This is a genomic window from Brachybacterium atlanticum (assembly GCF_025669985.1).
Lineage (GTDB): Bacteria > Actinomycetota > Actinomycetes > Actinomycetales > Dermabacteraceae > Brachybacterium > Brachybacterium conglomeratum.
The window spans coordinates 11862-25116 of sequence record NZ_JAKJJW010000030.1 but is presented as its reverse complement, the minus strand read 5'-3'; the positions used below and the strand labels follow the sequence as shown (position 1 = coordinate 25116).

Below are 13255 nucleotides of genomic sequence, written 5' to 3'. Positions count from 1 at the left end.
ACTCGTCCCCGTTCCGCGCGCTCTGCGCCCGCGGCGGCGCTCCTGCCTGCCACAATGGGGAGCGGCACCGTGGGGGCGGTGCCGTCGACGAGAGCACAGCGCATGGAGGGGCCCGGATGGTCAGCGAGGCAGCGACCGGGGACGTCATGGATCTTCCCGGGATCCCGGAGGACACGATCGACCTCGGGGAGCGGCTCGATCCGGTGCGGACCCTCCTGCGGCGCACCGCGGGTGGGGACCGTCGCGCAGCCGGTGCGCTGCTGGACGTGCTCGGTCCGCGTCTCCACGGTCTCGCGCTCCACGTGACCGGCTCCGCCGCCCGCGCGTCGGCGCTCACCGTCAGCGTGCTGCGCTCGTGCCTGCGCGATGCCGCCGAGCTCGCCGCGAGCGGCCTGCCCGGCGAGGCGGCGGTGCTGGACCGGGCCCGACGCGCGGCGCTCGCGACCCGTTCCAGCGGCGACGTCCGCTCGCTGGTCTCCCCCGCCGCCGCGAACGACCGCACCCGCGACCGACGGGAGGTGGACGTGCTGCGGGTCCTGCTCGGCCTCCCGCTGCCCCAGCGCGCCCTCGTCGAGTCCGCCGCGCAGGGCCGCTTCGCGGCGACGGGGGCCGAGCGGCCGGGAGCCGCGACCGCCCTCGCCCAGGTCCTCGACGCGCTCGTGCCCCTCGGCGGCCCGGAGGACCCGGAGCTGCGGGCCCTGGCCGCCCTCGACGCCCTGGCCCTCGCGGATCCCTCGGAGCGGGCACGGCTGAAGGAGATCGCGCGAGGTCCCGAGACCGCGGGAGTGCACCGCCACGCGATCGAGGCGGCGGCGCGGCTGACGCTCCTGACCGCCGTCCCGCCCTCGCGGGACCTGCATGTGGCCGTGCTCGAGGGCTTCGCCCCGGAGCCGGTCCCCGCCCCGGAGCCCGAGGCGGCCTACAGCGGCGACTACGCGACCCCGGTGCTGGGCACGGACTCGCAGCGCCGCGTGGTGGGGCCGCCCGCCCGTCCCGGTGCCGCACCGGCCGCGGCGCCCGGGGTGTCGGCCCCCTCGGCCCCGACCCCCGTCCCCTCCGGCGGCGAGCAGTCCGCCCCGGACGCCGCCCCCTCCTTCGCCTTCCGCCCCGGCGACGAGGCGGAGCGCGGACGCCGTGCACGCCGCCGGCGCCGACAGCAGGCCCGCGCCGGGACGCGCCGCACCCCCTGGATCTCCCGCACGCTCGCCGCGCTCCTGGCGGTGACCGCCCTGGTGCTGGGCGGGCTGCTGGTGACCACCAGCGGCGATCTCGCCGAGGCCGAGGAGTTCACCGACACCTGGGCGACGCTCTCCCTCTCCCCCGAGGCGCAGCTCGTGCCCGGACTGAGCGACAACGGCACCTGGCAGGCGGTGATCGCGGAGGACGGCGTGGCGCTGCGCGCCGAGGGCGTCGCCGGCTGGGACGGCGAGGTGCTCGAGCTGTGGCGCGAGACCGACGGGGTCGCGCGGAGCCTGGGCGTGCTGGACCTCTCCCGCGACGGCGAGATCGCGTTCACCGCCGACGGGACGGCCGATCGTCTGCTGGTCACGCGGGAGATCGCGCCGGGCAGCGGCTCCGGCTCCCCCTCCCCGCGGGTGGTGGCGACGCTCGACCCCGGGATCAGCGGCATCTGAGCCTGGCGCTCGTCCGGCGCGGATCGCGGCCAGACGTCGGCGCCCGCTCTCCGAGCCGGCCGGGACGATCCCAGCCGACGGAAGGGGCCGATCACCGCGAGGTGATCGGCCCCTTCCGTCGGCTGGACCGGTGCTCCGGCCCGGGCCTCAGTCGCGGGTCAGGCGGCGGTAGGTCACGCGGTGCGGGCGCGCGGCCTCCTCGCCCAGGCGGGCGACCTTGTTCTGCTGGTAGGACTCGAAGTTGCCCTCGAACCAGTACCAGTTCGCCGGGTTCTCCTCGGTGCCCTCGAAGGCGAGGATGTGGGTCGCCACGCGGTCCAGGAACCAGCGGTCGTGGGAGACGACCACGGCGCAGCCGGGGAACTCCAGCAGCGCGTTCTCGAGCGAGCCGAGGGTCTGCACGTCCAGGTCGTTCGTCGGCTCGTCCAGGAGCAGCACGTTGCCGCCCTGCTTTAGGGTGAGCGCGAGGTTCAGGCGGTTGCGCTCGCCGCCGGAGAGCACGCCGGCCTTCTTCTGCTGGTCCGGGCCCTTGAAGCCGAACTGGCTGACGTAGGCGCGCGAGGGGATCTCGACCTTGCCGACCTGGATGAAGTCCAGCCCGTCGGAGACGACCTCCCAGAGGTTCTTCTCCGGGTCGATGTTCTCGCGGTTCTGGTCGACGTAGCTGATCTTGACGCTCTGGCCGATCTTCAGCTCGCCGCCGTCCAGGGGCTCGAGGCCCACGATGGTCTTGAACAGGGTGGTCTTGCCGACGCCGTTGGGGCCGATGACGCCCACGATGCCGTTCGGCGGCAGGGAGAAGGAGAGCCCGTCGATGAGCATCCGCTCGCCGAAGCCCTTCTTCAGGTCCTTCGCCTCAATCACCTGGTTGCCCAGGCGGGGGCCGGGCGGGATGGTGATCTCCTCGAAGTCGAGCTTGCGGGTCTTCTCGGCCTCTGCGGCCATCTCCTCGTAGCGGGCCAGACGGGACTTGGACTTCGCCTGGCGGCCCTTGGCGTTGGAGCGGACCCAGTCCAGCTCCTCCTTGAGGCGCTTGGCGAGCTTCTGGTCCTTCTTGCCCTGGACCTGGAGGCGCTCCTCCTTCTTCTGCAGATAGGTGGAGTAGTTGCCCTCGTAGGGGTAGAGGTGGCCGCGGTCGACCTCGGCGATCCACTCCGCGACGTGGTCGAGGAAGTAGCGGTCGTGGGTGACGGCGATGACGGCGCCCTCGTACTGCTGGAGGTGCTGCTCGAGCCAGAGCACGCTCTCGGCGTCGAGGTGGTTGGTGGGCTCGTCCAGCAGCAGCAGGTCGGGCTTCTCCAGCAGCAGCTTGCACAGCGCCACGCGACGGCGCTCACCGCCGGAGAGGTGGGTGACGGGCTCGTCGCCGGGCGGGCATCGCAGCGCGTCCATCGCCTGCTCGAGCTGCGAGTCGAGGTCCCAGCCGTTCTGGGCGTCGATCTCGGTCTGGAGCTTGCCCATCTCCTCCATCAGCGCGTCGAAGTCCGCGTCGGGCTCGGCCATCTCCTCGCCGATGGCGTTGAAGCGCTGGACCTTCTTGAACAGCTCGCCCATGCCCTCCTGGACGTTCTCCAGGACGGTCTTGGACTCGTCCAGCGGCGGCTCCTGCAGCAGGATGCCGACGGAGTATCCCGGGCTGAGGCGGGCCTCGCCGTTGGAGGGCTGGTCCAGCCCCGCCATGATCTTCAGGATGGTCGACTTGCCGGCGCCGTTGGGGCCGACCATGCCGATCTTCGCGCCCGGGTAGAAGCTCATGGTGACGTCATCGAGGATGACCTTGTCGCCCACGGCCTTGCGGGCCTTGTACATCGTGTAGATGAACTCTGCCAATGTGGTGTCCTTGTCGGAGAGCGGTCGGAGTGCTGGTCTCTCACCGGCGCGCCGCAGGGCGGCGCCGCACGGGAGTCGTCGCGATGACCGACTCTACCCCGCCCGCCCTCCGCGCGACCCGCCCGGGCTCGGCTCGGGCCGCCCAGATGGAGGGCGAACCGGCTCAGTCCGTCGGGACTCCGCGCTCGGCGAGCACCCGCCGGGCGATGCTCACGCCGGGCTCGGTGCCCTCGGGGCGCGGATCGCCGTTGCGGGGCCAGAGATGCGCGTCGATGCCGAGCGCCCGGGCGGCCTCGACGTTCTCCGCGCGGTCGTCGAAGAAGATCACCGCCGAGGGGAGCCGCACTCCCCCGGTCTCGTGCGCCAGCACGTCCAGCAGCACCTCGTAGATCTCCCGCTCGGGCTTCACGGTGCGTTCCTCGGCGGAGATCACCGCGAGGGTGAAGGCCTCGAACCAGTCGGCCTTCCGCACCGCCTCGCCGAAGGCGGCCGAGGCGTTGGACAGCAGCGCCATGCGCACGTCGTTGCGGGCGAGGTCGTGCAGCAGCGCGCGGGAATCGGGCTCCAGGCGCAGGAAGTAGCGGTTGTCGGCGTCCTGCAGCTCGTCGATCTCCGCAGCGGTGAGCTCCTCCACGCCGGCGGCGCGGGCGACCAACCCCCAGTACTCGGCAGGGCTGGTGCGGCCGGCGTCGTAGTCGCCGCGCTCGGCCCACAGCGCCTCGCCGACGGCCTCGACGTCTCCGCCAAGCAGCTCGTGGATGTCGGGGACCGGGTCGTGGCCGGCGCTCAGCACGCCGCCGAAGTCGAAGACGACAGTGGGGCGCTGCGGGGCGCGTCGTCGGTTCTTCTTGCTCATGGGGTCACGTCCTCACAGGTGGGGAGTCCTTCGACGGTGCCGGTCTCGGCGATGGTGGTCGTCGCCTCGAGGGCCTCCTCGAAGGTGCCGACGGCGACGACCTCGAGCCCGTCGGGCTCGTAGCCGACGACCTCCTCGCAGTTCGCGGAGGGGGCCAGGAAGAACTCGGCGTCGGACTCCTCCGCGCCGACCATCTTCTGGCGGATACCGCCGATGGAGCCGACGGTGCCGTCCTCGGCGATGGTGCCGGTCCCGGCGATGGCGTGTCCGCCGGTGAGGGCCCCCTCGGTCAGCTCGTCGTAGACGGACAGGGAGAAGATCAGCCCCGCGCTCGGGCCGCCGACGTCGCCGACGGCGATGTCGATGTCGAGCGGGAACTCGTGGCCCTCGGCGAGGATCACCCCCATCCGCGGCGTGCCGTCGACGAGTTCGGTGGGGACCTGGAGGTCCTTCTCCTCGCCGTCGCGGCGCACGGTCATCTCCACGTCCTCGCCCTCGGGCACGGCGGCGATGAGGTCGCGATAGCCCTGCACGTCGCCGGCGGTCTGCCCGCCGACGGAGACGATCACGTCGCCGCCCTCGAGGGTGCCGGCCGCGGCGCCGTCCTCCTGGACGCCCGCGATCATCACGACGTCGCGGTACTCGATGTCGAGCTCGTCCAGGGCGACCGCGACGGCGTCCTGCTGGGAGGTGCTCATCGCGGCGGTGTTGGTCAGGGTGGTCTGCTCGCGGGTCTGCCCGTCGGGGAAGACCGCCTCGCGCGGCAGCACCATCTTGGAGCGGTCGAACCAGGCGGCGACGACCTCGACGGGGGTCACCCTGTAGCCGGGCCCGCCGTCGACGGAGACCGTGGTCATCATGAGCGACCCCTCGGTGGGGTGGGTCTCGGCGCCGTCGATGACGAGGATCTCCTCGTCCTCCCACTCGCCGAGCACGTCGATGGCGGGCCCGGGCCGCTCGATGACGTAGGGCACGGGGAGCAGGGAGCCGCCGAGGATCATCGCGCACAGCAGCGCGAGCATCGTCAGTGCGAGCCGGGGCCGGGCGAGCTGCGCGTCGTCGATCGCGCGCGCGGCCGCCGCGCGCACCCCGCGGCGGCGGGCAGGGGGCGTGGGGTCGTCGGTCACCCGGCCCATTGTGCCGCACCGGGCGGGACGGTCAGCGCTCTCCCGGGGTGCGGTCGGTACCCTGGGGACCCCACGGACCGCAGGAGGTGGCCATGAGCGATGCCCCGATCCCGGGTGGACCCGGTGACATGGACGAGGAGGCGCTGAAGCGCTTCCTGAAGGAGACCTTCGGGGACGCGCTCCCCGAGGGAGCGCTGGACGGGCTGGACCTCTCCGCCCTGGCGCAGCAGGCGAACCTCCCCCAGGACCCCGCGCAGCTGCGCGCGGCCGCCGCCCAGATGCAGAACCTCTTCGCCGCCCAGGGCGACAGCCCCGTGAACTGGCAGATGGCGGAGGACCTCGCGCGTCGCACCGCCGCCGGGCAGTTGACCCTGCCGGGCGTCGAGACGCCGTCCGGCACGCCAGGCGATCCGAGCCCCTCGGCCGAGCAGGTCGCCGAGCTGCGCCAGGCGGCGCAGGTGGCGCGGCTGTGGCTGGACCCGGTGCTCGCGATCGACGTGCCCTCCGCGGAGCTGCAGGTGTACAGCCGCGGCACCTGGCTCGCGCGCACCCTGCCGCGCTGGAAGCCGATCGTGGAGCCGGTCGCGAAGTACATGGCCGGCGCCATCGGCGAGGCGATCAGCGCGCAGATGGGGCAGATGGGCGATCTGGGCGCCATGGGCGCGGCCGGGATGCAGATGCCCGGCGGCGGCGATCCGGCCGGGATGATGGAGCGCATCGGCGGGACGATGTTCGGCGTCCAGTTCGGTCACGCGATCGGGGCGCTGGCCCGGGAGATCTCCGGCACCACGGACCTGGGGCTGCCGCTCGGCCGCGACGGCGAGCCGGCGCTGGTCGCCGCCAACGTCGAGGACCTGATCTCAGCGCACTCCCTCGACCCGGCGTCGACGCGGATCTTCCTCGCCTCCCGCGAGATCGCGCACACAGCGCTCTTCACCGCCGCGCCGTGGCTGGGACGCGCCCTGTTCTCCGCGATCGAGGACTACTCGCGCGGGATCACCCTGGATCTCGACGCGCTCGACGAGATGGTGCGGGACCTGGACCTCTCGGACCCGCAGTCGATGCAGGCGCGCCGGCCCGAGGAGATGTTCGTCTTCACGCGCCGCGCCTCGCAGGAGCGGGCCCTCGAGGAGCTCGCGACCACCCTCGCACTCATCGAGGCGTGGGTCGACCACGTCACCACCAAGGCGCTGACCGGCAAGCTGCCGGACCTGGAGGCGCTGCGCGAGGTGCTGCGCCGCCGCCGCGCGGCCGGCAGCCCGGCCGAGCAGATGCTCTCGAAGACCATCGGCATCGAGATGCGTCCGCGCCGCGTGCGCGAGGCGCTGTCCTGGTGGGAATCCGTGCTGGCCACCGAGGGCGAGTCCGGCCGTGAGGCGAAGTGGGACCACCCCGACCTGCTGCCCACGGCGGAGGTGCTCTCGGGCACGCCGCAGGCGCCGAGGACCGACGCCGCCGCCCCGGCCGAGGGCGCGGAGGAGCTCGCCGACGTCACCATCCCCGCCGACTTCGACGCGGAGCTCGAGAAGCTGCTGGCCGGCGAGGGCGTGGACGACGCGCCCCACGAGGACGAGCAGGGCCGGCTGCGCGAGGATGGCGAGGGCCCGGGCGATGGGGAGTCCACCGACGACGGCGGTTCGGACAGCGGCGACTCCGACGGGTCCGGCACCGACCAGGACGGGAACGGCCCGGCGGGCGATGCCCGCTGAGGTGGACGACGGCACCGCGGACGCCTCGCCGGTGGCGGATCGGGCTCCTGCCGCCGAGCCGCCCGTGAGCGCTCCGACGTCGTCGGCCGCGCCCGAGCCGGCGGCGACAGAGCTCGCCCTCGCGCTCGAGGGCGCGGCCTCGACGCCCGACCTCGCCCGGGAGTTCCTCGACCTGCTGACGGGGGTGCCGCGCGCCCTGTACCGCGACGGCGGGCCGCGCCATCTCACCGCGAGCGCGATCGTGACCGATGCGCCGGGCGAGCACGTGGCGCTCGTCTGGCACCTCAAGGGCCGCTTCTGGGTGCAGCCCGGCGGTCATCTCGAGGACGGCGAGACGAGCCTCGAGCAGGCGGCGCGGCGCGAGGTCGCCGAGGAGATCGGACTGTCGGGCCTGGAGCGCATCGGCGAGGGCCCGGCCATGCTCCACCGTCACGGGCTGGACGCCGCCTTCGGCCGCTGCCAGGAGCACTGGGACGTGCAGTACCTGCTGCGCGCCCCGCGCCCGGCGGCCCAGATGCCGCTCAGGGCGAGCGAGGAGTCGGGGGACGTGCAGTGGTTCCCCTGGCCCTCCCGCACTCCCCTGCCCGGCCCGGCGGCGAAGCTGCTGCCGGAGGGCGTGGTCCCGGACCTGCCCGCCGCGCTGGATGCCCTCGCGGAGCGCTTCGCGACGCTGCTGCGCTGAGCTCCAGCGCTGAGCTCCAGCGCCGCGCGGTCCGGCGCCGGCCTGTGCTCGACGGCGTCCGCGGGCGCAGCGCCGCCCGCCCCGGCCGCGCTCAGGCCTCTCCGGCGGCCTCCTCGACGTCGTCGCCGTCCAGCGGCGGCATGTTCTTCACCCAGGAGACCCCGTCGAGGAATCCCTGCGCCTTCTCCGCCTGCGGGTAGGCGGCCATCAGGGCCTTGAACTCGGGCCCGTGGCCGGGCACGAGCAGGTGCACCAGCTCGTGCATCATCACCGAGCGCACCACGTAGTCCGGCATGCCCTGCAGCTGGTGCGAGAGCCGGATCGTGCCGTCTGCCGGGGTGCACGAGCCCCAGCGGGTGTTCTGGCGTGTGGACCACGTCACCGAGGCGGGGTGGGCCCGGCCACCGAGATGAGCCTCACTGACCTCGCGTGCCATCCTCATCAGCTCTCCATCGCTGCGCCTCGCGGGGGTGCTGCGCGCCTCCCGCGCGACCATCTGGTCGACCATCTTCCGTGCCCAGTCCCGCTCCTGGCGGGCGCTGAAGGAGGCGGGGATCGCGACCACGATGTCGCCGTCGCGCCTCGTGATGGACACGGTGCGGCGGCGTCGTGCGCTGCGCCGCACGAGCACCCGCTCGCCGCGGGGCCCGCTCAGCTGCTCATGGTGGACCAGATCATTCATGGGGCAAGCCTGGCACGCTCGGTCGACGAAGTTTTTTCGTCCACAGCTGTGCACTGCGATTCGGCCGGTCAGAGCGTCGTGACCGGGGACGATGACGGTTCCTCCACAGTGTTCACACCGGGCGGGGCCGGCTGTCCACAGGATGCGGCCGGTTGTCCACAGTCGGTCCCCGGTCCGTCTTTGACCCGCCCGGTCCGCAGGGGCTAGGTTTCCCTGCACGTAGGACCCCGGGATAACTAGCAGGACGCACACGGGGAAGGTGCGCGTGGTGCTGAGCGCCCCCGGGGTCCTACGGCCCAGGTCGGCCTCACGCTGCCGTCGGGCCGCCGATATCGGCTCGTCGTGCGCACTTCCTCGGCTCCCCGGAGCCCCCAGCCTCCCGAAGCGCACGACGGGCCGGTCAGATCGGATCACCCTTCTTCTGCGCCGCGCCGCGGCTGTTCCTGATTCGTGCGCATGTGCGCCCCCCGCTACAGTGGTCCGGTCCCGGTCCGCGGCGAGAGTCGTGCGCCGGCGAATGTTCATCACTCACGAACCCACGAGGAGCGGATATGGCCGACGAGACCTATGCCGGAGAGTTCTACTGCGTCAAGTGCCGCGAGAAGCGGGAGGCCGAGGGCAACGTCGTCGTCTCCAACGGTCGTCGCATGGCCAAGGCCGTGTGCCCGGAGTGCGGCACCAAGCTGAACCGGATCCTCGGCAAGGCCTGATCGACGTACTGCGAGGCACGAGCGGTAGGAGATCAGGCAGCACGCACTGCTGATCGACGTACTGCGAAGCACGAGCGGTAGGAGAGCAGGCAGCACGCACTGCTGATCGACGTACTGCGAGGCACGAGCGGTAGGAGATCGGGCAGCACGCACTGCTGATCGACGTACTGCGAGGCTCTGCCTCCACAGACCGCGAAGGGCGGGGCACCATCGGTGCCCCGCCCTTCGTCGTCCCCTCGACCGTCGCGGGCGCGCTCATGCCGCGTCGGCGTCGGGGAGGGGGTTCTTCCGCGGGCGGCCGCGGCCGCGCTTGACGGCAATGATGCGGCCGTCCTGGAAGATCGCGCCTCCCCAGACGCCCCAGGGCTCGCTCCGGTCCAGGGCGCCCTGGCGGCACTCCTGGATCAGGGGGCAGTCGGCGCACAGGAGCTTGGCCTGCTCGAGGTCGGCGGGGCGCTCGGAGAAGAAGACGTCGGCCGCGTCCGCGTCGTGGCACGGCAGCATGTCTGCGGAGGCGTCCGCAGGGTTCAGGAAAGTGGTCAGTAGAGAAGTCATCGTCTCGCTGCTTCGACGTCGTCGGGAAGGACGGCCCCGGGAGGGGCGGGAGGGGGCGGCGCCGGTGCCGCCCCGTGCAGCGAGGGTGGACCTCGTCAGCTCAGGCGGAGCACCGCGGGGCATAGCCCCGTTCGCGCGGCAGAAGAGCGGGCGCGCCGAGGGGGCGCAGGCCAGCTCCTGCCAGATTCCTGAAAACGATCACGAGACCCACCCCCTTTCTGTGCGCGTGCCCCGGCTTCCCGGCTCACGACCCGAACGATTGACGTGGACGACTCTACACCCGTCCCGGCGAATGCAGAAGTATTTTTTGACCTGCGGTTTCAGTCCTTCTCGGAGGGTCCGGCGAGGATCTGCAGCAACGCGGCGCCGTACGAGGAGACCTTCGCGGGGCCGATCCCGGGCACGGCCAGCAGCTCCTCCTCGGTGCGGGGCGCGCGCTCGGCGACGGCCTCGAGAGCGGCATCGGTGAGCACGGCGTAGGCGGGGACGCCGCGCCGCCCGGACTCCTCGCGCCGCCAGCTGCGCAGCTCGGCGAGCAGCTCGGGCCCTGCGGTGGAGGGGCAGCCGTCGTGGCGGCCGCGCCGCTGCTCGGTGGCGGAGACGAGGCCCTGCCCGCACACCCGGCACTCGGAGTAGACGGTGGCGGAGCGTCGACCGGTGCGGCGCGGTCCGGGGCCGGGCGCGGTGCGCGGGGAGTCGGGATGGGCGAGCACCCCGTCGAGGAAGCGGGAGGGCTTGCGGGAGCCGCGGGCACCGGGGGTGCGGGCCGCGGCCCAGCTGACGGTGAGCAGGTCGCGGGCACGGGTGAGGGCGACGTAGAACAGTCTCCGCTCCTCCTCCACCTCGGCAGGGGTCTTCGCCATGGAGATCGGCAGCAGCCCGTCGCTCGCGCCGACCACGAACACGACCGGCCACTCCAGGCCCTTGGCGGCGTGGACGGAGGCGAGGGTGACGCCGTCGACGACGGGCGCGGCCTGCGACTCGGCCCGCTCCTCGAGCTCGCGGACCACGTCGGCCATGGTCGCGCCGGGCCGGGCGGTGATGGTGTCGGTGAGGCCGACGAGGGCGTTCAGCGACTCCCAGCGGTCGCGGATCGCGCCGGTGGTCTCCGGGGCCTGCTCGGACCAGCCCTGCTGGGAGAGGACATCACGGACGGCGCGGGCCGGGTCGAGCTGATCGACGCGGGTCGCGGCGCGCAGGGACACCATCGCGCGCCGCACCTCCTGCCGTTCGAAGAAGCGGTCCCCGCCGCGCACCAGGTAGCCGATGCCGCGGGCGGTGAGCGCCTGCTCGAACGCCTCGGACTGGCTGTTGGTGCGGAACAGGATCGCGATCTCGGAGGCGGTGCGGCCCTCGGCGATCAGCGCGCCGATGCGGTCGGCGATCCCGTCGGCCTCGGCGGCGTCGTCGGGGAAGGACTCCACCAGCGGCGGCGGCCCGGCATCGCGCTGGGAGACGAGGGTGAGACGACCGGCGCGGGTGCGGCCCTGCGCGCCGTCGAGGACGGTGTTGGCCATGCGCACGATCTCGGGGGTGGAGCGGTAGTTGCGCTCGAGGCGGATGGTGCGGGCGCGCTTGAACTCGCTGCGGAAGTCCAGGAGGTAGGAGGCGCGGGCGCCGGCGAAGGTGTAGATGGTCTGGGCGGCGTCGCCCACCACGCACAGGTCGTCGGAGGTGCCCAGCCACAGCCGCAGCAGCGCGTGCTGCAGGGCGGAGACGTCCTGGTACTCGTCGACGACGAAGTGCTTGTACTGGGAGCGGACCTCGCGGGCGACATCGCCGCGCTCGGTGAGGAAGCCGACCATGTGCAGCAGCACGTCCTCGAAGTCGATGACGCCCTGCTCCTTCTTCACCTCCTCGTACTGGGTGAGGATGCGGGAGATGGAGCGGGAGTCGAAGCCCGCCACGCCCGGGCGGCGCGTCTGCGCGGCCGCGTCGGGATAGGTCTCGGGGGTCAGCATCGACACCCGCGACCACTCGACCTCGGCGACGATGTCGCGCAGCGCCGCCCGGTCCACGCTGAGGTGCAGGCGGGAGCAGGCCTCGCCCACCCCGGCGTACTTGCTGGCGATGATGTCGGGCATCGGTCCGCCGACGACGCGGGGCCAGAAGTGGCGCAGTTGGCGCAGCGCGGCGGAGTGGAAGGTGCGGGCCTGCACGGCGGGCACGCCGAGGTCCCGCAGGCGCGAGCGCATCTCGGCGGCGGCCTTCGCGGTGAAGGTGACGGCGAGGACGTGGCGGGGGTTCAGCTGACCGGTGGCGACCCCGTAGGCGATGCGGTGGGTGATCGCGCGGGTCTTGCCGGTGCCGGCGCCGGCGAGCACGCACAGCGGCGTGCCGAAGCTGCCCGCCACCTCGCGCTGCTCGGGGTCGAGCGCGGCGAGGAGCGACTCCGCATCGGCCGGGGCGGAGGGGGCGGTGGCGTCGGGGGCGGCGGTCTGGTCGGTCATCGCTCTCCATCCTGCCAGGGCGGTGCGACGCACCACGGGGTGCTGTGGACGGCGGGTGCCTCACACCCCGACGGGCGGCCGATGGGCCGGCGAGCGCCGCTCAGGCCTCGGCGGAGCGGCCGTACCAGTCGTCGATCAGGGCGCGGCCCATCGAGGCGGGGCCGGGCAGCTCGATCTCCTCGGCCGCGAGCGCGGCGGCGAGCTCCTCGCGGCTGAACCAGCGCGCCTCGGCGATCTCCTCGTCCTGGAGGGTGAGCTCGCCGGCCTCCGGCGCCCAGGCGCGGTAGCCGAGCATGAGCGAGCGCGGGAAGGGCCAGGGCTGGCTGCCCATGTACTCGACCTCGGTGACGGCCACGCCCACCTCCTCGGCGACCTCCCGGGCGACGGCGTTCTCGAGGCTCTCGCCGGGCTCGACGAAACCTGCGAGCACCGAGTGGAAGCGGCCGGGGAAGTGGGCGTTGCGGGCCAGCAGCAGGCGGTCCCGGCCGTCCCGCACGGCCATGATCACTGCAGGGTCGGTGCGGGGGAACTGCTCGACGCCGTCCTCACGGCAGCGCAGCACCCAGCCGGCCATCTCGGGCTCGAGCAGACCGCCGCACAGCGGGCAGTGCCGCATCGAGCGGTGCCAGGCGCCCATCGCGACCGCGGCTGCGGCGAGGTCGGCATCCGCATCGGCCAGCCGGTCCGCGACGCGCCGGAGGTCGCGCAGATCACGGCCGGGGTCGTCGAGCTCGGGGCTCGGCTCGGGGATCTCCACGGCGAGCACCCGCACGCCGTCCCGTCGGCCCAGCAGCACCAGCGGCTGGGTGGTGCCGCCGCGAGGGTCCGCGGTCTCCAGCACGGCGTGCAGCGTGCCGTCCTCGTCCTCGGAGAGAGCGACCGCCCCGGCGCGGGTGACGAGATAGCGGGCGTCCTCGCCGGGGGCGAGCACCCCGTCCTCGCCGCGCAGCAGCGCGTCGCGGTCGGAGCCCAGGCGGGTCAGGGGCGTGCTGAGATGCGGTCCACGGAGCGTCGGCATGG

The 13255-nt window shown here is 73.2% G+C and carries 11 protein-coding genes; 4 read left to right on the top strand and 7 right to left on the bottom strand.

Annotation, left to right across the window (positions count from 1 at the left end; all coding sequences use genetic code 11):
• Window positions 1-116 precede the first annotated feature (116 nt).
• Window positions 117-1634 (top strand): sigma-70 family RNA polymerase sigma factor, encoded by a 1518-nt coding sequence (locus L3K22_RS13190; RefSeq protein WP_263311778.1) that lies wholly within the window; start codon window positions 117-119, stop codon window positions 1632-1634.
• 147 nt (window positions 1635-1781) lie between these two features.
• Here the strand turns inward: L3K22_RS13190 and ettA are convergent, their stop codons facing one another.
• The 3 genes from ettA to L3K22_RS13175 all read right to left on the bottom strand — a co-directional run bounded on the left by ettA (window position 1782) and on the right by L3K22_RS13175 (window position 5456).
• Complete coding sequence (gene ettA / locus L3K22_RS13185; RefSeq protein ID WP_263311777.1) at window positions 1782-3464, bottom strand: energy-dependent translational throttle protein EttA; 1683 nt, start codon at window positions 3462-3464, stop codon at window positions 1782-1784.
• Window positions 3465-3627: 163 nt separating this feature from the next.
• Window positions 3628-4320, bottom strand: coding sequence for an HAD family hydrolase (locus L3K22_RS13180; protein WP_263311776.1), 693 nt, complete (start codon window positions 4318-4320; stop codon window positions 3628-3630).
• Window positions 4317-5456, bottom strand: a complete 1140-nt coding sequence (locus L3K22_RS13175; protein ID WP_263311775.1) for a YlbL family protein — start codon at window positions 5454-5456, stop codon at window positions 4317-4319. The genes L3K22_RS13180 and L3K22_RS13175 overlap by 4 nt, the downstream gene beginning before the upstream one ends.
• Before the next feature lie 83 nt (window positions 5457-5539).
• Between L3K22_RS13175 and L3K22_RS13170 the strand changes: the two genes are divergently transcribed.
• On the top strand, window positions 5540-7156 hold the full coding sequence (locus tag L3K22_RS13170) for a zinc-dependent metalloprotease (protein WP_263311774.1): 1617 nt from the start codon (window positions 5540-5542) through the stop codon (window positions 7154-7156).
• Between the two features lie 64 nt (window positions 7157-7220).
• Complete coding sequence (locus L3K22_RS13165) at window positions 7221-7838, top strand: NUDIX hydrolase (RefSeq protein ID WP_263311773.1); 618 nt, start codon at window positions 7221-7223, stop codon at window positions 7836-7838.
• Window positions 7839-7929: 91 nt separating this feature from the next.
• Here the strand turns inward: L3K22_RS13165 and L3K22_RS13160 are convergent, their stop codons facing one another.
• The gene (locus L3K22_RS13160) at window positions 7930-8520 is read right to left on the bottom strand and encodes a M48 metallopeptidase family protein (RefSeq protein WP_263311772.1); all 591 of its coding nucleotides are present in this window, start codon (window positions 8518-8520) and stop codon (window positions 7930-7932) included.
• A 551-nt stretch (window positions 8521-9071) separates the two neighbouring features.
• On the opposite strand from L3K22_RS13160, the gene L3K22_RS13155 reads away from it, so the two are divergent.
• Complete coding sequence (locus tag L3K22_RS13155) at window positions 9072-9230, top strand: DUF5679 domain-containing protein (RefSeq protein ID WP_010551122.1); 159 nt, start codon at window positions 9072-9074, stop codon at window positions 9228-9230.
• Window positions 9231-9485: 255 nt separating this feature from the next.
• Here the strand turns inward: L3K22_RS13155 and L3K22_RS13150 are convergent, their stop codons facing one another.
• The 3 genes from L3K22_RS13150 to nudC form a co-directional block, all read right to left on the bottom strand.
• A complete protein-coding gene (locus L3K22_RS13150) occupies window positions 9486-9785 on the bottom strand; it encodes a WhiB family transcriptional regulator (RefSeq protein ID WP_263311771.1) in 300 nt (99 codons plus the stop codon).
• Between the two features lie 320 nt (window positions 9786-10105).
• A complete protein-coding gene (locus L3K22_RS13145) occupies window positions 10106-12235 on the bottom strand; it encodes an ATP-dependent DNA helicase UvrD2 (protein WP_263311770.1) in 2130 nt (709 codons plus the stop codon).
• Window positions 12236-12335: 100 nt separating this feature from the next.
• Window positions 12336-13253, bottom strand: coding sequence for an NAD(+) diphosphatase (gene nudC, locus L3K22_RS13140; RefSeq protein WP_263311769.1), 918 nt, complete (start codon window positions 13251-13253; stop codon window positions 12336-12338).
• Between the last annotated feature and the right edge of the window lie 2 nt (window positions 13254-13255).